Origin of the sequence: Pseudoalteromonas sp. NZS100_1, from assembly GCF_015864285.1 — a bacterium.
In the GTDB taxonomy this organism is placed as follows: domain Bacteria; phylum Pseudomonadota; class Gammaproteobacteria; order Enterobacterales; family Alteromonadaceae; genus Pseudoalteromonas; species Pseudoalteromonas arctica.
Genome location: NZ_JADYXN010000042.1, coordinates 1 through 25,275, shown reverse-complemented (window position 1 = coordinate 25,275; position 25,275 = coordinate 1). Strand labels below are relative to the sequence as shown.

Below are 25,275 nucleotides of genomic sequence, written 5' to 3'. Positions count from 1 at the left end.
GAATCGAACCACGGACACGAGGATTTTCAATCCTCTGCTCTACCGACTGAGCTATCGAGGCACATAAACTGTGCTAATTAATTGTAATACTTTACAATTAACTTTAAATAAATGGTGCCGACTAACCGAGTCGACGGGTAATTTGAACAGACTACTGATTACAGTTTTTCTTTTCAAATTACTTTAAATAAATGGTGCCGACTAACCGAGTCGAACGGTTGACCTACTGATTACAAGTCAGTTGCTCTACCAGCTGAGCTAAGTCGGCACACAAAACTGTGTGCTAAGGCACGTTCAATTTTAAAGATTGAGAACTTAAAGCAAATGGTGCCTCGACGCGGAATCGAACCACGGACACGAGGATTTTCAATCCTCTGCTCTACCGACTGAGCTATCGAGGCACATAAACTGTGCTAACTAAAAGTAAAATAATTATTTAACTTTTAGCTTTATAAATGGTGCCGACTAACCGAGTCGAACGGTTGACCTACTGATTACAAGTCAGTTGCTCTACCAGCTGAGCTAAGTCGGCACACAAAACTGTGTGCTAAGGCACGTTCAATTTTAAAGATTGAGAACTTAAAGCAAATGGTGCCTCGACCCGGAATCGAACCAGGGACACGAGGATTTTCAATCCTCTGCTCTACCAACTGAGCTATCGAGGCACTTAAACAGTGCTAATTAAAAATCTTAAAGGATTTTTAATGCAATTCCCACTCATCTCTAGCGACTGAGCTATCTGGGCGTGCGGCGTATTAAACGAGTTTTGCCCTTACAAGTCAACTTTTTTTTTCTTCTTTATAACTGTTTGAACGGTTTTCAGACAACTCAGTACATTTTTTATTAATAACGTTCATTTTTACCACAAATCGGGCTATAACTATAAATAAATATAACTAAATCAGACTAAAACCGTAGTGAATTATTTTTTGTAAATGTTACGATTAGCTTAGATACGTACGATAGGGACTTATCGTAGTAAAAACACATCAATTGGAAACAATCAATGCAGAGTAAATTCTCATCGCCAGTAAAAGGCTTACTGCCACTTTTTTTAATCATTAATATTGCTGTAACAGCGCTCGCTATTGTTGCCCACTCATTTTATACACAAACTGAAGTTAAGACAGCCCAACCAGTATCATCTATTAATATTGTAACGCTTGCCGATAGATTAGACTTACCTATGGTTGATGCATTAACTATGTATGGTCAAGGTAAAGTAAAACAGTTACTTGATTTAACCTCCTTATTAGACGGTGACTTTGAATATACTCTATATCGCTTCAATGCTACATCAGGTACTCAGTTGGTATATAGCAGCAGTAAACCAGCCATCGCTTCTGTTAAAACTGAAAAGCACTTAAAAGAAGAAGGTATTCTGCATCACCTACTATTGTTAAACGATCAACCCATTGGCGAGCTTATTATTAAGCAAAACATACCAGCCACGCCTTTAAGCGCTCAAGATTCTCAAGTTATCGCTTACATCATCGCGATAGCGAGTGTTGCTGCATTATTTATACTTACTTTAATGTTTAATATGTACATTAATACGCGCTTACGTAAAAGTACTGACACTCTTACTCAAGAGTTACAGGCAATCACTGAAGATGCTAATTACAATAGTAATGTTGATGAGCAACTTGATATTGGTTTAGGTGTAGTAGCAAAAAACATCAACTTATTGCTACAAAAAGTACAAACTGCAATGAGCGAGAATGACTCTGCACAAAAAGAGCTTTATAAATTACAAAATGGCCTAGAAGCCGAAGTGCAAAATCGTACCTTAGCGCTTGAGCAAGCCACATTAAAAGCAGAGCGAGCAAGCGAAACTAAAACAACATTCTTAGCAACGATGAGTCACGAAATAAGAACACCGATGAATGGTGTTATAGGTACTATTGATTTACTGCGCCAGACCGAACTTGATGGCGCTCAGCATCGTTTAAGTACGATTATTCGTGAATCAGCATTTTCGTTATTGAGCATTTTGGATGATATTTTAGATTTCTCTAAAATTGAGGCTGGAAAGCTAAATATTGACCCGATCCCATTTTCGGTAACCGATACTATTGAAGAAGTTGCTCGTGTGCTCTCATCTGTTGCTAAAAAACGTGAGCTTGATTTAGAGCTAGCAATAGCACCAGATATTCCTATAAATCTTACCGGTGATAGCGTACGTGTACGTCAGGTTCTTTATAACCTATGTAGTAACGCAATTAAATTTACGAGCACTGATGAAAAAACCCAAGGGCATGTAAAAATATCAGTAGAGGTGGTACATAATACGACTGATCACTTTACCTTACGCTTTTGCGTAACTGATAACGGTAAAGGCATGTCGCAGGCACAACTACGCGAAATATTTAATCCGTTTATTCAAGCCGAAAATTCGATTACCCGAGAATATGGAGGGACAGGTTTAGGTCTTTCTATTTGTAAAAGCTTAACTGAGCTTATGCTAGGTACTATTCATGTAACTAGCCATACAGGAATTGGCAGTGAGTTTACTGTTGAACTGCCGTTTAGCACATCGGGTAGAATTAAGTACGCACACAAAGGTGCATTAAATGGTAAGCAAATTGTTGTAGTTAGTAATCACCTAGAACGTGAAAAAACAATGTACCGTTATTTATCGTTTATGGGCGCTAAAATAGTTTATGCACACACAGAAGAAGAAATTGAAGAGCATCAACATTCGCAAGATATTATTTGGGTGGCTGATGGCATAGACAATATGGATAAAACAAACGCGCTGCTAAGACGCTTATTTTATTCATTAGAGGATTATAACCAACAAGTTGTTGTACTAAGTAAGCTTGATGAAGCGGCTATAAATCATAATAATATTTTTTATATTAATGCCTCTCCTTTATGTAAGTCTAACTTTATGCTGTCTATTTTAGTCGCTGCAGGTTTGCATACACCTAAACAAATTAAAAAAACCAAAACACTTAATAACTATTTAAATGTTGAGCAAGCTCGTAAATCAAACAAATTGGTTTTACTTGTTGAAGATAACCTTCTAAACCAACAAGTGCTGACCGATCAATTACACATACTAGGTTTTGGCGTTGAGATAGCAAACAACGGTGAAGAAGGCTTAGATATGTGGAGAAAAGGTGATTACTCACTTATTTTAACCGACTTACACATGCCTAAAATGTCGGGTTACGATATGGTCGAAAAAATCCGTAACGAAGCAGAGCTATTAGAATCAATTGATGCACAGCCTTACATTATTGCTGTAACAGCAAACGCACTTAAAGGCGAAAAAGAGCGTTGCTTAGCCGTAGGTATAAACGACTTCATTACCAAACCTATAGAGCTAAACGCGTTAGAGGACACTTTAAAACGCTGGAGCGATAAGCAAAGCCAAAACCCAAATGTAGTTATCCATCAAACCATGGCGCTACCTATTGATATGGAAGCAGTTGCTAAATATGTAAATGGTGACGAAGCTAAACAGTTACGCTTTTTCAAAATGTATTTAGAACAAAGCCAAGGGCTAATTAAGGGGATTAATTCAGGCGTTATGGTTAACGATTTAGATGAGATTATTGAAGGGTGTCATCAATTAAAATCGATCTCTAAAACAATTGGTGCCCTAACGGTGGCTGAACTTTCAAGTGCATTTGAAGATAAATGTAAAAAAGGTGAACTCACTACCGATGAATTAATAGACTTAAGAGATAAGTTAGAAATTGAATACTCTAAGGCAGCTCAATTTTTAAAAGAACAAATTAAAATCTCTGAGCAAGAAGATGAGTTAAGTGATTAAATAATCGCACACAAAAAAAGGGCTATTTAGCCCTTTTTTTATGTTCAAAATATTATTTTTCAGGCGGTCGATAACCTTCAATTTCCACATCTTTGTTTTCAAACAAAAAGCCAACCATTTGCTCTTCTAAAAATGTGCGGTGCTCTGGGTCCATCATATTTAAATGCTTTTCGTTAATAAGCATTGTTTGCTTATGCTGCCACTGACCCCACGCTTCTTTAGAGATGTTATTAAAAATCTTTTCACCAACTTCACCAGGGTATAACTGAAAGCCAAGCCCTTCGGCTTCTTTTTGTAACTTTTGACAAAATACTGTACGTGCCATGATTGATTCTCTCTAACGCTAAATATGGGGCTATTCTATACTATTGCTGTAATTTGTTTAACCAACTTTTTAGTTGGCGCTGCTAGGCCAACCTCTATTGATTGATCAAGCGGATACCACACTAATTGTTTGTCATTTACTACATCAGGAATGTTCTTAACATTGAGCACATGCGGATTAATCGTCAGCTCAAAATGTGAAAACACATGAATAAACGCTTCAAGCTCTACTAAGTCGGCTTCTAATCCTTGCTGAGCTAAAAACATTTGAAGCTCCTCGTACTCATTAAATTCAAAAAAGCCAAATAGTCCTCCCCAAATACCGCTGTTAGGGCGTTTTTCCATAAGCACTTTATCGCCGCACTGAATAATTAACTGATGACAACTCTTCTTCGGCACTGCTTTTTTAGGTTTAGAATGTGGAAACTCTTTTACTTTACCTGCATTAAAAGCACCACAACCTGAATTTAATGGGCAAGCCTCACAATCAAAACGACTGCGTGAGCAAACACTCGCACCTAAATCCATCATAGCTTGATTAAATTCGGTGACATTATTTTTAGGTGTTAATTGCTCTGATAAATGCCAAAGCTGGTTTTCGACTTTTTTAACACCGTACCAACCTTCTATCATAAAGTAGCGCGCTAAGACTCGCTTAACATTCCCATCTAAAATTGGATGATGCTGTCCAAGCGACAATGATAAAACAGCCCCGGCAGTAGAGCGCCCTATTCCCGGTAAATCCATTACTTCATCAAGCGTTTGCGGAAATTCACCTTGGTACTTGTCACGTACTATTTTAGCTGTTTTATGTAAGTTACGCGCACGAGCGTAATACCCTAAGCCAGTCCAGTGATGCAGTACTAAATCTTCATCAGCATCGGCTAAAGCAATAATATCTGGAAAGCTTTGCATGAATTTTTCAAAATATGGGATAACAGTAATAACTTGAGTTTGCTGGAGCATCACCTCAGACACCCACACTTTATAAGGTGTTTTACCCAACTGCCATGGAAGTGTTTTACGCCCATGAAGGTGATACCAATCAACGACTTGATTAGAAAACGAATTAGACTGTTCTTTATTTAAATCCAACATATTGTACTTTTACTGATGCTCAATGGCGGCTCAGTCTATTGTAGTTAATAAAAAGATCAAGCTATAGGGCGTGTAAAACCAGCTAATACTTGTGATTGCGGGCTCGGTCAGGGATAATATGCAACCATTTTTAAACACATTGTTTTTGTCAGGCCAATAATATGAGTGAATCAAGCAACACTAACCTTGAGCAAGCTAAGCAAGAAGGTAAATACATCCGCACCATTCGCAGTTTTGTAAAACGCGAAGGTCGATTAACCAAAGGCCAAGCCGCTGCAATCGAAAAATGCTGGCCAACAATGGGCCTAGAGCATAAAAACGGTATGCTTGATTTAAGCGAAGTTTTTGGCAACAACAATGATGTAGTAGTAGAAATTGGTTTTGGTATGGGTAAATCGCTTGTCGAAATGGCAACAAATGCCCCTCACCTAAACTTTATTGGTATTGAAGTACACCGCCCAGGCGTTGGTGCTTGTTTAATGGATGCCGATGAAGCAGGCATTACTAACTTGCGTATTTTTGAACACGATGCAGTTGAAGTACTTGCAGACTGTATACCTAATGAAAGCTTAACAACACTACAGTTGTTTTTCCCTGATCCTTGGCATAAAAAGCGTCATCATAAACGCCGTATCGTACAAACTGAGTTTGTTGAAAAACTAAGAGCCCAACTGAAAATGGGTGGCGTTTTTCATATGGCAACAGATTGGGAAAACTATGCAGAGCATATGCTCGAAGTAATGAATGTAGCTCCTGGTTTTAAAAACCAATCAGAAACAAACGATTATGTTCCACGTCCAGATTTGCGCCCGCTTACTAAGTTTGAGCAGCGCGGACATCGCCTAGGTCATGGCGTGTGGGATTTAATGTTTGAACGTACTGAGTAATTTGTAACTTTAAGCACTCACTTTTATTTTTAATAAAACTAAACATACTGTAAGGCAAAGCCATTTATGAGCGTACTAACCAACCCAAGTTTACTGTTACTTCGTAATAGCGAGGCACTAACGGGCAAATCTATCTTGGTGGTCAACTTTGTTCAAGATGGCTTTTTAACAGAGCTTAAAAAACTTAACCCGCAAAGCAAGGTAACTGCATTTAGCTACAACCATGCTAACGGTGAGTTTGCTAAAAACACCAAAGACGTTGAGATTTGTGTAAATCACACAATACCTGGTAACGGCTACGATTTAGTTATTCTTTACTATCCTAAATCAAAACCTGAGTTATTAATGGCGCTTGATAATATTCGATCTGCTATTACTGATGATGCCGAACTATTGGTGGTAGGTGAAAACAAAAGTGGTGTTAAATCAATTGAAAAGCAATTAGCTGGTAAAGCTGAGTTTAGTAACAAAATTGATTCAGCTAAGCACTGCGTTCTTTACTCATTTGCTGAGATTACCCAGCACCCTGATTTTGATATTACGACCTACCATAAAAAGTTTGTTGTTAATGTTGCCGACACCGAGTTTACAGCTATTAGTGTCCCAGGGGTTTTTAATCACGGTAGTTTAGATATGGGAACGAAAGTTCTACTCGAAAACGCACCGACAATTAAGCAAGGTAGGGTTCTCGACTTTGGTTGTGGCGCAGGTTTAATAGCAACCTTTTTAGGGCTGCATAATCCAGCAGTCGAGTTTGTGTGTAGTGATGTAAGTGCACTGGCAACTTACGCAACACAGCAGACTCTAAAGCTTAACAGCATCAAAGGCGAAGCGATATTAAGTGACGGTCTTAAAAGCATTACCGGTAAGTTTGATTTAATTATTAGCAATCCACCTTTTCATACAGGTATTGCAACCGACTACACAGTAGCAGAAACATTTTTAGCAAATGCAAAACAGCATTTAACTAAAGTAGGAAAGCTGAATATTGTTGCTAATAGCTTTTTAAAATACCCGCCTATTTTAGAAACGCAATTTGAAAGCTACCAAACGGTATTTAAAAATAACAAGTTTGCCGTATATAGCAGCTAGTATTATTTTAAAAAATGCTTGAGTGCAAACGCGCTCAAGCTAACCTTCGCATAAATATAAGAATTAATTTAGCTTTTTTCCTTCATTTTCTCCCGTCTTTGCTAAACTAAAACTCTAAATAATCAAAATTAATTCAGGCGATAACGAAATAATGCCTAAAAAAGTTCATCAAAGTAGCATTCGCAAAGCACTCATAAATTTAATTATGCTTATTACAGCTATTTGCTTGTCGCTATCTATTTCGATATCTACTTATTTAAGCGTAAAAGAGCAAAAGCAATTAATCATTAATAAACTCGTCATACTTTCTGAAATTGTAGCTTTTGATGCTGGTAAATCAGTAGTTGAAGATGATAGAAAAACAGAAGAAAAACGCCTCAAGTCATTTGAAAATATCCCCCTTGTAAAAAACATACATATTTATTCAATAGAAAAAGCATCTCAAAAACCTGTTTTTTTTATTAGCTTTAATGCAAAAAAAACACCTCCAGTACCACTAAGAATAGACAGTGTTGATGAGCTAAAAACGCCACGAATTACGAGCGATCATATTGAACTAACCCGCCCTATTTACGATAACGAAAAGTTGGTCGGTTATGTATATATGCGAGGGAGCCTCGAAAGTTTAGAGACTTATATTGAGAGAAAAATATTAATAGACGTGCTATTAACTCTATTAATTTTAATCGTTGTTTACTTTATTGCTATAAAAGTTCAACGACGTATAGCCAAGCCAATAGAACAGTTAAGCATGCTATTGCAGGATGTATCTAAAAATCATAACTATGATGCACGCGCGCCAATAACCGATGTAAAAGAAATAACCGCTCTTTCAAATAGTTTAAATATCATGCTTACACGTACCAAAAAGCAACTTGAGCGCCACGAAAAAGATAAACAAGAAATAAAACAACTAAACCAGAGCCTTGAAGAAAAAGTAAACCAGCGAACAATCGCTCTCAGAGAAGCAAATCAAGAGCTTTTATCAACCCTTGAGAGAATGCATCAGTACCAAACGCAAATTGTTGAAAACGAAAAAATGGCATCGCTTGGGCAAATGGTTGCTGGGGTTGCCCATGAAGTGAATACACCAATAGGGCTAGGTATTACAGGCTCTACATTACTTCGAGATAAACTGGCAGATATACAGCAAAGCTTTGACGATAAAAAACTTACCTCAAGCCATCTAAAACGCTTTATAGATGAAGGTATTGAAAACTTAGACTTAATTTATCGTAATCTAAATCGTGCCGCAGACCTGATATCTAACTTTAAAAAAGTGGCCGTTATTCAAGACGACGGTGTTAATACCTATATTAATGTACATAAATTAATAAGTGATGTTTTAACATCGATTCAATCTGAACTACTGCCTAAAAAGCCTGTCGTTATTATTAACTGTCCGACCGACTTGGCTATTCATAGTAAGTCTGAACCTCTGCAACAAGTGTTTCAGCAGTTGCTTATGAACTCTGTGATTCATGGATTTATAGGTAAAGAAAATAATGAAATTCGCTTTGACGTAGAACTGGTAGGGAAAAAATTAACAATAGTTTATTCTGACAATGGTCAAGGTGTTGATAAAAACATTAAAAATAGAATTTTTGATCCGTTTGTAACTTCAAAGCGCGGACAAGGCGCAAGCGGCTTAGGCATGCACTTGGTCTACAACCTAGTAACACAAGCACTTGGCGGAAGAGTTATGTTTGATCTTGAAGAAAAACACGGTGCTCGCTTTATAATTACTATTCCTTAAATAAAGATCACTAAAAAGTGCATATATTTAAAATTTATCCTTGAATTAGCATTTAATGACCTCATTAATGAGGCATGTGATAAGCGCGTAACATTATTTAATTGCATTAAATAAATATTACCAAGCGATTTATGAACTTTTTTATCTTTGCTGTATCACATACATTGATGAAAGGTTAGAAAGTGATATAGTTTTGCTTTGAATTAGTCTGATTATTTTAAGTACCTTGTTTGATTGAATGATGTATCAATTATTAAAGGAAAATGGCTTCGACTTTATGATTCAAATAGCTACATCCACGTATATATCAATTAAACAGTAGTTTTTGCACTGCCCTTTTTAGTAGACTTTGGACACCCTACTGTTTTATTTTTATCCAATTTGTTTTTTCCTTGTTAACAAATGGGTATAATCCTATAATCTCTAGTAATCGGTTATAAATTCGTCACCGGTTTTTTTATAAATAAAATATTCCAAAAGGTTAATTAATAATGCAAACGCCAGTCATTCTAATCGTAGAAGATGAAGACGTAACTCGACTGAACCTAGTTAGTTTATTTGAAGCTGAAGGGTACAAAGTTATTGAAGCCATTGATGGCGATGATATGCATGACAAGCTTACAAATAACGATGACGTTAATCTTGTAGTTATGGATATCAACCTTCCTGGTAAAAACGGTCTTATTTTAGCCCGTGAATTACGCCAAAAGCGTAAAGTAGGTCTTATATTCCTAACCGGTCGTGACAACGATGTTGACCGTATTTTAGGTCTTGAAATTGGCGCAGATGACTATGTTACTAAGCCATTCAACCCGCGTGAATTAACTATTAGAGCTCGCAACCTTATTACTCGTACTGCTTTAGGCGGTGAAGAGTCTGCACTAGAAACAAATGGTGTTATTACGTTTAACGGTTGGGAACTTGATGAGAATAGCCGCTGTCTTACTTCTCCAAATGGCGACGCTAAACGTTTACCAAAAGGTGAGTACAGAGCACTTCGTTTAATGCTTGATTCTCCAGGTCGTATTTTTAGTCGTGAGCAATTAATCAAGCACATGACAGGCCGTGAGCTTCGTGCAAATGACCGTACTGTTGATGTTACTATTCGTCGCATTCGTAAGCATTTTGAGAGTGATAACTCAACGTCAGAGTTAATCAGCACCATCCATGGTGAAGGTTACCGTTTCATTGGTAAAATTGACGCTTAATTAGAGCTAATTAGTTTTACTCTAATTGCTGTAAAAATAAATGAAGGGCTTTTTGTCCTTCATTTATTTTATCTGCTAAAACATCTAACCACTGCTTTAACACTTCATCAGATTCATCAATCGCACCATGCTCCATTATTTTGGCATGAAGCTGCACATCATTTAAACCTACCGAGCCAGCCGCACCTTTAAGTTTATGCGCTACTGATTCATACTCTTCTCTATCACCGGTATTTAATGAAGTAAGTAATTCTTGCTGATATTGTGGACTTAGCTTTTCAAATAACTGACTACTGCGTCTAAATACAACTAAGCCCATCGAATTTACAAAGTCTTCTATTGTTTCAATATCTAATAAGTGTGCATCAATGCCCTCTAGCGCTTCTTCACTTACTTTTAGCTGTGGCTCTGTGCATTCACTTTGCTTAATGCCAAATAAGTCAGCCAGCATTTTATCAAGCTTAACTGTGTTAATTGGCTTGGCCAACGCACCTTGTATTGATATACCTTCAAGCTCTTTTTCAGCACTGCGTACATTGGCAGTTAAAGCAACAATAGGTAATTTATCGAAGTGGCTATCTGAGCGTATTTGTTTAGCAACCACGTCACCGTTTATATCTGGCAATTGCATATCGAGTAGTACTAAATCTAAGTCATCTTCGGTTTCGACAAACGAGAGCGCATCTTCACCGGTTTCAGCCCATAACACTTCATGCCCGCGTTGCTCTAATAGGTTTGTAGCAATTTCGGCGTTCAGAGGCACATCTTCTACTAGCAGAATATACAAACCACGGCCAACATAACTTTGCTCTGTTGGTGCAACACATAAACTAAGCGGTATTTGCACTGTAAAACAACTTCCTTCGCCTTCAGTACTATTTACCGTAATTATCCCTTTCATTGCACTTACAAGTGCTTTAGTTACAGCTAAACCAATACCGGAGCCTATCGCGTTAGTGCCTTTTAAATCCGGCGCTTTGTAATACATATCAAATATATGGGCAAGTTGCTCTGGTGGAATACCTTGACCGGTATCTAGTACCTTAATAACTAACCATGGGCCTTCTACGCGATTTTCTCTGCTGCATTCGAGTGTTACTTTGCCTTGCTGAGTAAACTTAACGGCGTTGTTAATTAAGTTCCAAACAACTTGGCGTAATCGAGTCGGATCGAGCTGCGCGTAAACATCAAGTATGCCATTGCGCTTAATATCAAACTCAAGCTCTTTTTGCTCTGCTATTAAGCCTGCAAAATTAACTACATCGTTTATAAAGTCTGACACATTAATAGAATTGGTTGCTATATCGAGCTGATCTCTATCTATTTTATCTAAATCTATAATATCGTTAAAAATATTACCGAGTGTTTCAGCACTCGAAAAAATAGTATTGCCCCAACTACGCTGCTGCTTATTAAGCTCTGTGTCTAATAACATACGCGTTAAACCAACAATGCCATTTAAAGGAGTACGTAGTTCATGGCTCAGCGTAGCAATAAACTTACCTTTGTCTTTATAGGCAGTTTCGAGTGCTTGTGCTGCTTCTTTACGGCTAGTGATATCACGACCAAAGCCCAGTAAACCAATGTAGTCACCGTCATCATTTATAAAAGGTAATTTACGCAGCTCAAACCAACGTGTTTCACCATTTACTTCATAGCCTACATCTATAGTTAGTGCTTTATGGCTTTGCTCTACTTCTTTATCGGTTGCCAAAACTTCAGCTAAAAAATGACTCGGGAATATCTGCTCAACCGTTTTTCCTATTAACTCACTACTTGATTTTCCCATTACCTCTTCAAACATTTTATTACAGCCGGCAAATACACCGTTGTTATCGCGGTAATAAAATAGATCGGGAGATGAATCAACGATTGAGCGTTGCAACATACTTTGTTGGGCAAGTTCTTGTTGTGTTTTTTTACGCTCAGCAATTTCTCGGCGCAGCTCTTCAATAGCGCGATGCTTGGCATGAAATGCCATTTTACGCTCATCAATTTCAATATTTAAACGACTAATGTTGTCTTTTAGGGTTTGGTTTAAGAGCTTCTCCTGCTTGGTTGCGCTATCTAAATAAGCATACGAGGCATCTAATTGACGAATTGAATTAAGTAATACACTTATAATTAAAGGAGAAACTACAGCCGTAAAAAATACCACAGCCAAAATATCAACAAGGTGTAATTCGCCTATCGCAACATAATAAAACATGCTCGATAAAATAAGAGATACAGTTAAAAATAAAGTGTAACAAATAGCTGCGGTTTTAAATTCACCAAATCGCGTTATTGAGCTGGAAAGTACCCGAGCCCAAGGGCTCAAAGAATAATCGGTCATACGTAATTTTATCTCTTAGCTGTGTGCTTAAATATAAAGAAGGCAATGCGCATGTATAAACATACCATTTTCCCAGATTTTAGCATTTTTCTCCTACCACTACCCATGTTGTGCGATAAAAACAGAATTTTTCATGTTTGATTTTGCTCATCTCTTAAACTCATCATTTCAGCAATAAATTATTTAGTGTAAAATGCCCCGCTTTATTATCTCCAAAATACGAGTAGCGCACATGCAAACCAATATGCCAGATATAGCAGACACTGCACCCGCTTTACAAACAGGTAAATTAGACTGGGTTGGCATGGGCGAAATCGAACTGCCATTTATTTTTGAGTCACGAGACTTATCTCCAGTTACAGTAAATGCCAAAGCTCGTGCATTTGTAAATTTGCATAAAGAAGATGCCAAAGGCATTCATATGTCACGTCTATTTTTAGCACTTGACCTGCTTTCAACTGAGCAGCAAGTCAATCCGCAAACAATAGCGCAAGCACTCGATACCTTTATAACTAGCCACGAAGGGCTGAGCGATAAAGCACAAATTGAATTTAAATTTGAATTACCGCTACGCCGTAAATCACTATTAAGTGGTAAAGCGGGCTGGAAAAGCTACCCAGTTGTACTTACCAGTACAATTGAAAATAACATTATTAGCTACGAGCTAACCGTAGATGTTACCTATTCTTCAACATGCCCTTGCTCTGCAGCACTTGCACGCCAGCTTATACAAAACGCGTTTAACGAAAAGTTTAACCAAGAAACCTTAAGCCAAAAAGATGTGCACGAATGGCTAGGCACTACACAAGGCATAGTAGCTACACCTCACTCGCAGCGCTCTATTGCCAACGTAAAAGTAAAGCTTGATAGCAATATTCAAGAATTTGACGTAGTGACTCTAATAAATACCCTCGAAGCTGAACTTAAAACGCCTGTACAAGCGGCAGTAAAACGCGAAGACGAGCAAGAATTTGCCCGTTTAAATGGTCAAAATCTTATGTTTTGTGAAGATGCAGCGCGTAAAATTAAAGCTTTATTAGAAACAGATAATTACAGCGATTACTGGCTGCAAATAAACCATTATGAATCACTCCATGCACACGATGCTGTAGCTATTGCGGTTAAAGGTATTAAAGGTGGATACAAAGCTTAATAGCTACATCGTTTTAGCTTTTATAAACAGTTGGTAATTATTTTATAACTCATACTTTTTAGGCACGTAAATTGCTTTATTTGAGCAGTGTCAATTTGTTGTTATGGAGTTACCGTATGGAATTCGCTTTATTATTAATTCTAGTATTAGTTGTCGGGGCTTCTGTTGTTGCGTCAAAATTTAATGACGATGGCGGAAACCCGTATCCTTTTACCCGCAAGCAAACTGTTTTTACGCAGGTTGAAGGCGCTTTTTTAAATCTTCTCGAGCGTGCTGTTGGCGATCAATATAAAATTGTTAGTCGCGTTAAGCTAATTGACGTTATTGACTGTAAGCAAGGTCTTTCTATTAAATCTAAACGTGCTGCTTTAGCTAAAGCTAAAAATAAGCAACTCGACTTTGTATTAATCGATAAAGAAAAACTAACTATTGTTGCGGCCGTTGACCTAGTTAACAATGCCAATAAAGATGGCCACAAAGCTCAACGCGACTGGTTTGTAAACGGTGCACTAGAGTCTGCGGGCATTCCACATATTCGTATGAAAGTTAAATCGGGCTACCGTCCTTCTGAAGTACGCGATGCAATTATGTTTAAACTTGGTAAGCCTGCAGCAACACAAACGCAGCGCCCTGTTCGTAATCGCTCACATAAGCCAGCGGTACTTTCACCTTCTCAAGCCAAAGCACAAACAACTGCTTTAGCTGAAATTTAAAAACCAAATTAAATACTCTCCTAAAAAGTATTTAAAGCGAGCTCATAAACAAGCTCGCTTTTTTGTTTTTTATTGCTAACTTCACGTATAATCAAGTGATTCAAACTCAGGAATTAAACATTATGAATGTTGGTATTATTGGCGCAATGGAGCCAGAAGTTAAAATTTTACGTGAAGCGATGCAAAACGCACAAATTTTAACTAAAGCAGGTTTCACTTTTTATACTGGTGAATTGGCTGGTAACACAGTAACACTTGTTCAATCTGGTATTGGTAAAGTAGCATCAACAATTGCAACTACCTTACTAATTGACAACTTCAAACCTGATTGCGTAATTAACACAGGCTCTGCCGGTGGATTCGATCCTTCTCTAAGTGTTGGCGACGTAGTAATTTCGTCAGAAGTACGTCATCACGATGTAGATGTTACTGCTTTTGGCTACGAAATTGGCCAAGTACCACAAATGCCAGCAGGCTTTACAGCTCACCCTAAATTAGTTGAAGCAGCACAACAAACAATCGAACAAATCAGTGATGTTAAAACACTTGTTGGCTTAATTTGTACTGGTGACACATTTATGTGTGACCCTGTGCGTATCGATAAAGCACGCAGTGATTTTCCTACAATGCTTGCCGTTGAAATGGAAGGCGCTTCAATTGCACAAACGTGTTTTACGCTTAACACACCATTTGTTGTAATTCGCTCAATGTCTGATATTGCAGGTAAAGAGTCACCACAATCGTTTGAAGAATACCTAGAAACAGCATCAATCAACTCATCTAAAATGGTTGTCGCACTTTTAGAAAAGCTAACTGCAGTGTCTCTGTAAATGCTTAGCAATATTGTTCAAAATCACTTGGACTTTATTGCCTTCATACTAGCGCTCCTTGCTGAGCGCTTTATTCCCCTTATTAGCTGGTATCATCCTAATACAGCGCTGAATGCTGTTTTTGGTGCTATTGGCAAGCGCATATACAAAAGCAAAGAACCTAAAAGCTATCAATATTTGGCAGCTATACTCGCAAGCACGCTCATTTTAAGTGTCATTCTCATTATTGTAGTGTTACTACTCGAGTTTGCTTTTTATCCTGAATTACTCGCTGGCCTTATTTTATACTTATGCTTAGAAAGTAAGAGTATTGATAAAAAAGCACTTCGCATTGCAAAGCTAACTAAACAAAATCAAAAATCGACAGCACGCGAATTACTAAAACCACTGCTTGCCCGTGAAGTTAATAGGCTTTCATCTCCTGGTATTATCAAAGCATTAATTGAAAGCTTAATACTGCGCACTGCTCGATACTATTTCGTAGTTATATTTATATTTTTAGCCTTTGGCCCTATTGCGGCCCTCGCCTATCGATTACTTACTTTAATACAACAAGCCTGGCGTAGTGACATATCCCCAAATAGCTACTTTTTAAAACCGCTTAAAACTCTGTTGTTTATTATTGAGTATATTCCAATGCGCTTACTCGCTTTAACTATTGCAGCAAGTAGAGCGAGCAAACAAAGCATGCACTACATAAAGCATTATGGTAGACATTTTTATCAAACAAATACAGGTTGGCTACTAAGCACATGCTCTGCATCACTTGGCGTGCAGCTGGGCGGGCCTGCAGTTTATTTAGGTACTCGCTTTAATAAAATGCGTATAGGTACTGATAGACTACCTACACCCGAGGATGTACCTGTAATAATTAATAGATTAAATCAGGCGCGTGTATTTTGGTTGTTAGTAATTGTAAGTATTAAAATATTAAAAGTGATTTAGTGACTATTTAGTGACTACCTCGTAACTATTTACAGACCCCAAAATACGAGCACAAAAAAACCAGCCTAGGCTGGTTTTTTAGTTTTCAAACGGTATTTAAGCTACAGTGATGTTTGCAAACTTACGTTTACCTACTTGGTAAATAGCCGTTGTACCTTTTGCTATTTCAAGTTTGGTGTCAGTGATTTTATCTTCACCGTTAAGTTTAACTGCACCTTGCTTAATCATACGCATTGCTTCTGATGTACTTACTACTAAATTTGCTTCTTTAAGCAAGTTAGCAATTAAAATAGTGTCTTCTGCGATAGTGATTGTTAGCTCAGGGATTTCATCTGGTAACGCTTTTTTCTGAAAACGCTGAATAAAATCATCATGTGCACCTTGTGCATCAGCTTCACTATGAAAACGAGCAATTAGCTCTTTAGCTAGTTCAATTTTAATATCGCGCGGGTTAGTACCTTGCTCAACACGTTCTTTTTGAGCTGCAATTTCTTCAATAGAAAGCGCGCTTAATAAATCGTAATAACGCCACATTAGCACATCACTAATTGACATTATTTTACCAAACATATCGTTTGGCGCATCAGTAATACCAATGTAGTTACCAAGCGACTTAGACATTTTTTGAACGCCGTCAGTACCTTCAAGTAATGGCATCATTAATACTGTTTGCGGCTTTTGCCCTTCAACTTTTTGTAGCTCACGACCCATTAGCAAGTTAAAGCGCTGATCAGTACCGCCCAGTTCAACATCTGACTCTAGTGCAACCGAATCCCAACCTTGTACCAGTGGATATAAAAACTCGTGAATTGCAATTGGTTGACCGCTGCCGTAACGCTTTTTAAAGTCATCACGTTCAAGCATGCGCGCTACTGTTTGGTTAGCAGCAAGTTTTATCATACCTGCAGCGCCTAACTTTTCCATCCAAGTAGAGTTAAATGCAACAGTGGTTTTAGCAGGATCTAGAATTTTGAATACTTGTTCTTTATATGTTTCGGCATTGGCTAGTACGTCTTCGCGAGTAAGTGGTTTACGCGTTACGTTTTTACCTGTTGGGTCACCAATCATGCCAGTAAAGTCACCAATTAAGAAAATAACCTCATGACCTAAATCCTGAAAGGTTTTCATTTTATTAATTAGTACAGTGTGCCCTAAATGTAAATCAGGGGCTGTAGGATCAAAGCCAGCTTTTATTTTTAGCTTTTTGCCCGACTTTAGTTTTTCAACTAGTTCGTCTTCAATTAATATTTCTTCTGCACCGCGTTTTATCTCTGCTAGAGCGGTTTGTAAATCCACTTTGTGTTACTCCAAAATTCTGCCTACGAAGGGGCGGACTAGTTACTTGTAATCACGGTTTAATATAGGTTTAAACCGAATATATATATGTAGCTAACATAACAAATTTCTACCTAATTAAAATAACTTTTTAAGTTATTAATGCAACTAAACAAAATGAATTGAGTCTTAGTTAGATAGGACGTTAAAAAAGGCTTCCTAACCCTGATTTTAGCGTAGTTTAAGGTTAGTTTAAATCTACAAAGCACTAGTATTCGTACATTATTAAGTATATCCTGCAATATTATGTATTTATTATCTTGACAGCAGAAAAAGGCACGTTATGGTTCACGTGGTTAACACTCTCCCAAAAAAACACAAATTGCTTATTTTAGGTTTAGTTTCTGCTATTGCCGGCTTGGCATTTCTTCCTTCTGAAAAAGCGACTGCTTCTAAAGACAATAATGCAGATGCATTAGAGATAGGCAAGCGCTATGAGTTACAAGTTAAAGTTGATGACAACGAAAAATTAACTGAGTTAAATTCAGAGCAAGCAGCAGAAAAATTACCAGAATACGACTTTGTCGATCATAAAGTTAAAAATGGCGACAATTTAGCAATTATCTTCAAACGTGCTGGTTTTTCAGCTCAAACGCTCCATAAACTAATTAACACTAACGCAGAAACGCGCAAGCTAACTAAAATTCACCCTGGTGAAATACTTAGCTTTGCGACAGCTGAAGATGGCTCTTTGGCTCAACTGCGCTATGTGATTTCAAAAACCGATACTTTATTTGTTACCTTAAATGAAGAAGGTAACTACGATACAGCTATTGATAGTAAAGAAATTGAAACGCTAACCAAAACCGCTGGCGGCGAAATATCTAACAACTTTTGGACTTCAGCAATAGCGGCAGGTTTAAGCGAACGTCAAATAATGAACTTTGCTGACATATTTGGTTGGGATGTTGATTTTGCAAACGACATTCGTAAAGGCGATGTGTTTGGCTTAATTTACGAGTCTCATTATGTTGATGGCGAGTTTATTGGTACCGGTAAAATTATTGCCGCTGAATTTGTAAACCAAGGTCAGCGCTTTGCAGCGATTCGCCATACCGACGGCAATTTTTATACGCCTGAAGGGCGTAGCATGAAAAAAGCATTTTTACGTGCACCTGTAAGCTTTAAGTATATTAGTTCGAGCTTTAATCCTCGTCGCTTACACCCAGTTACTGGGCAAGTTAGAGCGCACCGTGGTATCGACTTTGCGGCACGCACTGGCACACCGGTGGTTGCATCAGGGAACGGTAAGGTAGTTAAAGCGGGTTACAGCAAGTACAACGGTAACTACGTCTTTATTAGCCATGGCACACAATATGTAACTAAGTACTTACACCTAAATAAGAAACTAGTTAAAACGGGCCAAAAAGTTAAACAGGGCCAACAAATTGGTACTGTAGGTTCTACGGGTCGTGTTACTGGCGCACATTTACACTATGAATTTTTAGTAAATGGCGTTCACCGTAATCCTAAAACAGTAAAACTTCCTAAGTCAGAGCCATTACCTCGCTCAGAACTTGCTAAGTTTAAACCTATTGCAGATAATTTTATTGCCCAACTTGAGCGCAATCGCGAGCTACAGTTAGCACTTAAATAAAGTTTATTAATAAACATTAAAAAAGCCTTTGCAGGTTAAACCTGCAAAGGCTTTTTTGTGTACGCTAAAAACCATTAGTACATTAATACATAAATGAGCTGAATAACTAAAGACACCATCACTAATGGCCAAATATATTTGCTGTATTTGGTTGCACCGTTGAGCCCTATTTTACTTTGATATTTTTCAAGCAATGGAATAAGTATCGCTAGCGCGACAAACAAACCAATTAAAATAACGAATATATTCATATCAATGCCCTTCTTATGGTAGCTCATGGCCTTTAGCGCTTACATAAAGTGCATACCAATGCTCACGAGTTAGCTGTACGTTTACAGCATCACAAGAGGCTTTAATACGCTTGGCATTAGTTGTTCCAATAATCGGCTGAATAGATGCGGGATGGCGCAGTAACCATGCAATGACTATAGCCTCAGCAGACGTATCATAAAGTGCAGCCAGCTTATTAACTAAAAGACTGGTGTTTATATCAGCCTGCGATGCGTTTGATAAATCACTGCCGCTGTATAATCCTTGGCATAAACTGCCCCAGCTTTGAATTTGAATTTCAAAATGGCGACAGTACTCAATACTACCGGGCGTAAAATTAAGATCCTTACCGTCACTGTTACCGGCATATACACCTTCATCAACAAACTGATGTTTTTGTAAACTAGCCTCAATTTGATTAGCCACAATCGGCATATCAAGTGCATGCTGTAAGAAATTCATTTGATGTTGCTGCATATTCGATACTGCAAAATTGCGCACTTTACCGCTTTCTTTTAAGCAACTAAATATGCGAGCAATTTCGTTAGCTTCCATGAGTGGATCAGGACGATGTAGCATAAGTACGTCTAAATAGTCTGTATTTAATCGCTTCAAGGATGCTTCAACTGATTGCTCAATCCACTTTGATGAAAAATCATAGCGCTTTGGCCCTAAGTCATCTTCAAAACGAATCCCACACTTAGATTGAATATACATGTGCTCTCTAAGCTCTGGTCGCTCGCTTAATGCTTTACCAAAAACCTGCTCCGCTTTACCAAAAGTATAAATATCAGCATGGTCAAAAAAGTTAATGCCACCTTCAATAGCGTTATCTATGCATTCATGAGTTTGCTTAACATGTGCATCAGTGATTGCGTCTTTATTCCAACCGCCTCCCAGACCCATGCATCCGAATACAAGTTTACTAACATGAGGTAAGTGCTTTGCTAAAGGTGTGTGAAGCATGGTAACTATCCTTAAAGTTTTGAAGAATAGTCACTGTAAACAAAAAAGCTTTATCTAGCTACAAATTAGGCACAAAAAAAAGCGCAGTAAACTGCGCTTAATAGTTAATCTATTTTAAATTACATTTTTAGCCAACAAGTGCTAATAAAATACCCGCAGCAACTGCACTACCAAGTACACCCGCTACGTTGGGTCCCATAGCATGCATAAGTAAAAAGTTATGTGGGTTGCTTTCAAGGCCCACTTTATTAACTACTCGTGCCGCCATTGGCACAGCCGATACACCTGCTGCCCCAATTAATGGGTTTATAGGTGTTTTAGATATGCGGTTAAGTCCTTTTGCCATAAATACGCCAGATGCAGTACCAATTGCAAAAGCCAGTGCGCCAAGCACTAAAATACCAATCGTCTCAACAGTTAAAAACTTATCTGCAGCAAGCTTTGAACCTACAGCTAAACCTAAAAATATAGTTGTAACATTGATGATTTCGTTTTGAGCACTGTTACTTAATCTATCAACAACACCCGACTCTCGCATTAAGTTACCTAAACAAAACATACCTACAAGCGGTATAGCAGCCGGTAAAAACATAGCCGTTAAACTAAGCACCATAAGAGGGAAAATAATCTTTTCCTTTTTAGATACTTTGCGAAGCTCTGGCATCTTAATTTTACGTTCTTCTGGGGTTGTTAACGCACGCATAATTGGCGGTTGAATAATTGGTACTAATGCCATATATGAGTATGCTGCTACCGCTATTGCACCAAGTAAATCAGGAGCCAGTTTTGACGCTAAAAATATTGCTGTTGGCCCATCTGCACCACCAATAATTGCAATAGCCGATGCGTCCTGTAGAGTAAACTCAAAGCCTGGCACATAGTTAAGTAATATTGCGCCAAACAGTGTAGCAAAAATACCAAACTGTGCAGCCGCACCTAATAACAACATACGTGGGTTTGCAATAAGCGCGCTAAAGTCGGTCAGCGCCCCTACTCCCATAAATATTAATAACGGAAAAATCCCCGTATCAATACCCACGTAATAAACGTAATACAAAAGCCCACCTGGGTCTGACAAACCTGCCACTGGTACATTTGTTAAAATTGCACCAAAACCAATTGGTAATAATAATAGTGGTTCAAAGCCTTTAGCTATCGCTAAAAACAGTAATAAACACCCTACCGCAATCATAATTAACGATGGGATTGTAAAGTTAGCAATGCCGGTCGCATTCCAGAGGTTTAAAATACCGTCCATCCTCTATTTGCTCCTAAGCTAATGCAATCATAGCGTCGCCGGTAGTTACGGCATCGCCTTCACCAACCAACACTTCGGCAATAGTTCCGGTATGCATTGCGCGTATTTCGGTTTCCATTTTCATGGCTTCCATAATAATCACTACATCACCTTCGTTAACAACTTGCCCAGCTTTTACCTTAATCTTAAAAATATTACCGGCTAAAGGTGCGTTAAGTGTTTCACCTGATGCAACTGAAGCAGACTGAGGAATGTGCTCAGAGTCTTTTAATGTTACTTCTTTTAGCTCACCACCTTGCGCCACTACTACGTCGTAAACTTTACCATCTACTTTTACGCTGTATTGCTCAGCTTTAACGCTGTTATTATTTGATCCTGATTTTGGTGCTGCCTTATTGCTCTTATCTTCAACGGTAGGAATAGGCTCAAATGCATCAGGGTTATTACGATTTTTAATAAATTTCAAACCAACCTGCGGAAATAATGCATAAGTTAGTACGTCATCAATTTGCTCATCAGCAAGTGTTAAACCTTGCTCTTGTGCTTCTTTTAATAATTCAGCTTCAAGCGTTGCAAGCTCTGGTGCAATGTTATCTGCAGGGCGACAAGTAATAACCTCTGCTCCATCAAGCACACGCTCTTGTAGCTCTTTATTCATTGGTGCTGGTGTTAAGCCATATTCACCTTTTAATACGCCAGCAGTTTCTTTAGTAATTGTTTTATAACGCTCACCGGTTAGCACATTAAGTACTGCTTGAGTGCCTACAATTTGCGACGTGGGTGTTACTAAAGGTAAAAAACCAAGATCTTCACGTACCCGTGGGATCTCAAGCAAAACTTCATTAAGCTTATCTGCCGCGCCTTGCTCTTTAAGTTGGTTTTCCATGTTTGTAAGCATGCCACCAGGTACTTGAGCTAGTAAAATACGACCATCAACCCCTTTTAAGCTACCTTCAAATGCCGCATATTTTTTACGTACATCTCTAAAGTAAGCAGCAATTTCTTCTAGATGATTTAAATCAAGGTCAGTATCGCGCTCAGTTCCTTCAACTATCGATACAATAGTTTCAGTTGCTGTGTGTCCGTAAGTCATACTCATAGATGAAATAGCGGTATCAAGCATATCAATGCCTGCATCAATCGCTTTTTGATAAGTCGCAGTACTTAAACCAGTTGTAGCGTGGCACTGCATAGCAATAGGAACCGACACGGTTTCCTTAAGTGCTTTAATTAGTTTTTCAGCATCGTACGGCTTTAATAAACCCGCCATATCTTTAATACAAATTGAGTGACAGCCTAAATCTTCTAATTGCTTAGCAAGAGTCAGCCACATATCAAGCGTATGAACAGGACTTACCGTGTACGAAATAGTACCTTGAGCATGTGCGCCTACTTTTATAGCCGCTTTAATCGCTGTTTCTAGGTTACGTACATCGTTCATTGCATCGAAAATACGAAATACGTCAACGCCATTTTTATGTGCGCGTTCTACAAACTTTTCAACTACATCATCAGCGTAATGGCGGTAGCCTAATAGGTTTTGACCGCGTAATAGCATTTGCTGTTTAGTATTAGGCATCGCTTTTTTAAGCGCACGAATACGCTCCCAAGGATCTTCGCCTAAATAACGAATACACGAATCAAATGTAGCACCGCCCCACGATTCAATAGACCAATAACCTGCATCATCTAGCTTGCTAGCAATAGGTAGCATATCGTCTAGGCGCATACGTGTTGCGAGCAATGATTGGTGCGCATCGCGTAATACCAATTCTGTTAATTTTAATTTAGCCATGTGTGTGCCCCTTATTTATTATTTGATTTGTACTGAGCAATGGCAGCACTAATAGCAGCGATGTGCTCATTAGGCACACCTTGAGATTTAAAAGACGGTGATTTAGCTGGTGATGCCTCTGGTTCGCTATAGCGCGTCACCAAATTAGACATAAGCGTTACTGCACCAATTAATATCGACAGAAATACAAACACCCCAACCATACCAGTTAGCATTAAGCTACCAGCCGTTGTGAGTAGAGCACCTATATCCATTTTTCTCCCCCTTGAAACCCATATCGAAAATAAAAAATCGATTTAATTAAATATTTATTCACTGGATAATAACAAAACTAGTCGCTTTGTCTACATCTTGTAAATTGGTAAAACCAATTAAACTATAAACAACATAACACTCAACAATTTTACATGCCATAACTCAGCAATCATGCGCCCTACAATACATACAGAAAATAACGACTATAGCTAATAGTTATATGGAAGTTGTTAATTAACTATTCAACTTAATAAAAATAACCACCAAATTTTATAATAAGTACAAAAACACACATCAATTGTTAATTGGTCTTACCAAAAATATTATTTTTAGTGAATATTTACCGGTAACTTGTAACAGTGTGAATAACTTACATAATAAAGCGTAAAAATTACTAACTAACTAATAACTAAAAACACAGTTAAAAACCATAACTAGCTGATATAAAACAAAAATAAACTTTGGCATATAACTGGCATTAGTTATTGTGAGCAAATTTGATAACCAAGGAGAAAACAATGTTACGCTGGACAATTACATTTTTAGTTATTGCTTTAATCGCTGCAGTGTTAGGTTTTGGTGGCATCGCAGGTGCCGCAGCTGGTATAGCAAAAATTATATTTTTTATCTTTTTAGTACTTTTAGTGATTTCATTAGTCTCAGGTGCACTACGTGGTAAATCACCCAGGTAGATAAAGCATTCAACTAACAAACACTAAAATTTAATTAATACTTACAAGGAATTACATTATGAATTCAACAACTGTAAAAGCAGCACTAATCGGTCTATTCGCAAGTTTCTTTATCATGGGTTGTGAAGACAATCATGCAGAAGACGCAGGCGAACGTATTGACGAAGCAGTAACTGACGTGCAAAACAAAGTAGAAGATGCATGTGAAAATGTTAAAGAAGGCGTAAACGCTGAAGAAACTAACTGTTAATTCTTCTTGTAACGCTAAAAAACGGCCTTAGGGCCGTTTTTTTGTGTCTGTAATAAAATCACTGACTATAAAGCTGCTCATTTAGCGGTTAGCTTGTTAAAATAAAAAAAACGATATTTAAAGCAAGGCAATATGGCATTTACAACAACCTACACACTAGATAAACCTTACTTTTACGAGTGCTTTGACGAGTCACTCCCCTACAGTAAGCGCGCCAAACCTAAGTACTTTTTACTTGTACTCCTCGTTGCGCTTGGTTTATTTGGCATTTATGTTTTAAACGATCATTACTTAGGATCGTTTATGATCATGCTAGGTGTACTAGAGTGCGTCGCTTTTTACTATCGCAGACCTTGGTGGGTAACCAGACAAATGCTCAGCAGAGCGTCAGGCTCTGAGGTAACACTTACCTTTGATGAAGAAGGCATTAAGTCGGCTAATCATTACAAAAGTTTTGAGCTAACTTGGCAAAACATAAGCGAAGTAATAGATACTCAGCAAGGTATTATTATTAAAAATAAAAGCGGAATGCAGTACATTTCAAAACAAATACTAACCCCTGAAATACTCGCTTTTATAAACAAAAAAGCCACTCAGTGAGTTAACACCATTCAGTTAAGCATGTTTTGACTTAATGGTGTACCGAGTTTTTGATATTCGAACGGTCCTACTTTTGGGCCGTTTTCTTTTTTCTGGAAGAATATAACGTTTCACTCGTTCTCGCATTGCCCT

At 38.0% G+C, this 25,275-nt stretch carries 22 protein-coding genes and 4 tRNA genes; 13 read left to right on the top strand and 13 right to left on the bottom strand.

The window, feature by feature from the left end:
* Positions 1 to 192: 192 nt before the first annotated feature.
* From I6F66_RS19180 to I6F66_RS19165, 4 genes are all read right to left on the bottom strand, one after another.
* Positions 193 to 268: transfer RNA gene (locus I6F66_RS19180), tRNA-Thr, on the bottom strand.
* A 57-nt stretch (positions 269 to 325) separates the two neighbouring features.
* Positions 326 to 401, bottom strand: a tRNA-Phe gene (locus I6F66_RS19175).
* 55 nt (positions 402 to 456) lie between these two features.
* Positions 457 to 532 (bottom strand) — tRNA-Thr (locus tag I6F66_RS19170).
* A gap of 57 nt (positions 533 to 589) precedes the next feature.
* Positions 590 to 665, bottom strand: a tRNA-Phe gene (locus tag I6F66_RS19165).
* A gap of 341 nt (positions 666 to 1,006) precedes the next feature.
* Here I6F66_RS19165 and I6F66_RS19160 point away from each other — a divergent pair.
* A complete protein-coding gene (locus I6F66_RS19160; RefSeq protein ID WP_197209594.1) occupies positions 1,007 to 3,784 on the top strand; it encodes an ATP-binding protein in 2,778 nt (925 codons plus the stop codon).
* Between the two features lie 52 nt (positions 3,785 to 3,836).
* On the opposite strand, the gene I6F66_RS19155 is transcribed toward I6F66_RS19160, so the two are convergent.
* Complete coding sequence (locus I6F66_RS19155) at positions 3,837 to 4,109, bottom strand: oxidative damage protection protein (RefSeq protein ID WP_007582954.1); 273 nt, start codon at positions 4,107 to 4,109, stop codon at positions 3,837 to 3,839.
* Positions 4,110 to 4,144: 35 nt separating this feature from the next.
* Complete coding sequence (gene mutY, locus I6F66_RS19150; protein ID WP_197209593.1) at positions 4,145 to 5,206, bottom strand: A/G-specific adenine glycosylase; 1,062 nt, start codon at positions 5,204 to 5,206, stop codon at positions 4,145 to 4,147.
* A 161-nt stretch (positions 5,207 to 5,367) separates the two neighbouring features.
* Here mutY and trmB point away from each other — a divergent pair, with 161 nt between their 5' ends.
* From trmB to arcA, 4 genes are all read left to right on the top strand, one after another.
* A complete protein-coding gene (gene trmB, locus I6F66_RS19145) occupies positions 5,368 to 6,093 on the top strand; it encodes a tRNA (guanosine(46)-N7)-methyltransferase TrmB (protein ID WP_007582957.1) in 726 nt (241 codons plus the stop codon).
* A 66-nt stretch (positions 6,094 to 6,159) separates the two neighbouring features.
* Complete coding sequence (locus I6F66_RS19140; protein WP_165727250.1) at positions 6,160 to 7,185, top strand: methyltransferase; 1,026 nt, start codon at positions 6,160 to 6,162, stop codon at positions 7,183 to 7,185.
* A 151-nt stretch (positions 7,186 to 7,336) separates the two neighbouring features.
* Positions 7,337 to 8,941, top strand: coding sequence for a sensor histidine kinase (locus I6F66_RS19135; protein ID WP_007582962.1), 1,605 nt, complete (start codon positions 7,337 to 7,339; stop codon positions 8,939 to 8,941).
* Positions 8,942 to 9,432: 491 nt separating this feature from the next.
* The gene (gene arcA / locus I6F66_RS19130) at positions 9,433 to 10,149 is read left to right on the top strand and encodes a two-component system response regulator ArcA (protein ID WP_002962549.1); all 717 of its coding nucleotides are present in this window, start codon (positions 9,433 to 9,435) and stop codon (positions 10,147 to 10,149) included.
* Between the two features lie 16 nt (positions 10,150 to 10,165).
* Here the strand turns inward: arcA and arcB are convergent, their stop codons facing one another.
* Positions 10,166 to 12,484: an aerobic respiration two-component sensor histidine kinase ArcB gene (arcB, locus tag I6F66_RS19125; RefSeq protein ID WP_007582964.1), complete on the bottom strand. Its 2,319-nt coding sequence runs from the start codon at positions 12,482 to 12,484 to the stop codon at positions 10,166 to 10,168.
* A gap of 232 nt (positions 12,485 to 12,716) precedes the next feature.
* On the opposite strand from arcB, the gene folE2 reads away from it, so the two are divergent.
* The 4 genes from folE2 to I6F66_RS19105 all read left to right on the top strand — a co-directional run bounded on the left by folE2 (position 12,717) and on the right by I6F66_RS19105 (position 16,125).
* Positions 12,717 to 13,637 (top strand): GTP cyclohydrolase FolE2, encoded by a 921-nt coding sequence (folE2, locus tag I6F66_RS19120; RefSeq protein ID WP_197119246.1) that lies wholly within the window; start codon positions 12,717 to 12,719, stop codon positions 13,635 to 13,637.
* A 116-nt stretch (positions 13,638 to 13,753) separates the two neighbouring features.
* A complete protein-coding gene (locus I6F66_RS19115; RefSeq protein ID WP_007582968.1) occupies positions 13,754 to 14,350 on the top strand; it encodes a DUF2726 domain-containing protein in 597 nt (198 codons plus the stop codon).
* A gap of 122 nt (positions 14,351 to 14,472) precedes the next feature.
* Positions 14,473 to 15,180 (top strand): 5'-methylthioadenosine/S-adenosylhomocysteine nucleosidase, encoded by a 708-nt coding sequence (mtnN, locus tag I6F66_RS19110; protein ID WP_197209592.1) that lies wholly within the window; start codon positions 14,473 to 14,475, stop codon positions 15,178 to 15,180.
* A complete protein-coding gene (locus I6F66_RS19105; protein ID WP_197142711.1) occupies positions 15,181 to 16,125 on the top strand; it encodes a regulatory signaling modulator protein AmpE in 945 nt (314 codons plus the stop codon). It begins immediately after the preceding gene.
* 96 nt (positions 16,126 to 16,221) lie between these two features.
* On the opposite strand, the gene tyrS is transcribed toward I6F66_RS19105, so the two are convergent.
* Positions 16,222 to 17,421 carry a tyrosine--tRNA ligase gene (gene tyrS / locus I6F66_RS19100; RefSeq protein ID WP_007585427.1) on the bottom strand — a complete coding sequence of 400 codons (1,200 nt, stop codon included), beginning with the start codon at positions 17,419 to 17,421 and terminating at the stop codon, positions 16,222 to 16,224.
* Between the two features lie 322 nt (positions 17,422 to 17,743).
* Here tyrS and I6F66_RS19095 point away from each other — a divergent pair, with 322 nt between their 5' ends.
* Entirely contained in the window at positions 17,744 to 19,057 is a 1,314-nt protein-coding gene (locus I6F66_RS19095) for a peptidoglycan DD-metalloendopeptidase family protein (RefSeq protein ID WP_007585425.1), read from the top strand.
* Positions 19,058 to 19,131: 74 nt separating this feature from the next.
* Here the strand turns inward: I6F66_RS19095 and I6F66_RS19090 are convergent, their stop codons facing one another.
* The 5 genes from I6F66_RS19090 to I6F66_RS19070 form a co-directional block, all read right to left on the bottom strand.
* Positions 19,132 to 19,308 (bottom strand): hypothetical protein, encoded by a 177-nt coding sequence (locus tag I6F66_RS19090; protein ID WP_007583822.1) that lies wholly within the window; start codon positions 19,306 to 19,308, stop codon positions 19,132 to 19,134.
* A gap of 13 nt (positions 19,309 to 19,321) precedes the next feature.
* Positions 19,322 to 20,293: an aldo/keto reductase family oxidoreductase gene (locus tag I6F66_RS19085; RefSeq protein ID WP_165727246.1), complete on the bottom strand. Its 972-nt coding sequence runs from the start codon at positions 20,291 to 20,293 to the stop codon at positions 19,322 to 19,324.
* Positions 20,294 to 20,420: 127 nt separating this feature from the next.
* Positions 20,421 to 21,551 (bottom strand): sodium ion-translocating decarboxylase subunit beta, encoded by a 1,131-nt coding sequence (locus I6F66_RS19080; protein WP_076925246.1) that lies wholly within the window; start codon positions 21,549 to 21,551, stop codon positions 20,421 to 20,423.
* A 13-nt stretch (positions 21,552 to 21,564) separates the two neighbouring features.
* On the bottom strand, positions 21,565 to 23,346 hold the full coding sequence (oadA, locus tag I6F66_RS19075; protein ID WP_165722092.1) for a sodium-extruding oxaloacetate decarboxylase subunit alpha: 1,782 nt from the start codon (positions 23,344 to 23,346) through the stop codon (positions 21,565 to 21,567).
* Positions 23,347 to 23,357: 11 nt separating this feature from the next.
* A complete protein-coding gene (locus tag I6F66_RS19070) occupies positions 23,358 to 23,600 on the bottom strand; it encodes an OadG family protein (protein ID WP_007583814.1) in 243 nt (80 codons plus the stop codon).
* 519 nt (positions 23,601 to 24,119) lie between these two features.
* Here I6F66_RS19070 and I6F66_RS19065 point away from each other — a divergent pair.
* From I6F66_RS19065 to I6F66_RS19055, 3 genes are all read left to right on the top strand, one after another.
* Positions 24,120 to 24,293, top strand: coding sequence for a DUF1328 domain-containing protein (locus I6F66_RS19065; RefSeq protein ID WP_002961939.1), 174 nt, complete (start codon positions 24,120 to 24,122; stop codon positions 24,291 to 24,293).
* Positions 24,294 to 24,351: 58 nt separating this feature from the next.
* Positions 24,352 to 24,543: a hypothetical protein gene (locus I6F66_RS19060; RefSeq protein ID WP_007378921.1), complete on the top strand. Its 192-nt coding sequence runs from the start codon at positions 24,352 to 24,354 to the stop codon at positions 24,541 to 24,543.
* 132 nt (positions 24,544 to 24,675) lie between these two features.
* Positions 24,676 to 25,143, top strand: a complete 468-nt coding sequence (locus tag I6F66_RS19055; protein WP_165727244.1) for a YcxB family protein — start codon at positions 24,676 to 24,678, stop codon at positions 25,141 to 25,143.
* Positions 25,144 to 25,275: the final 132 nt, after the last annotated feature.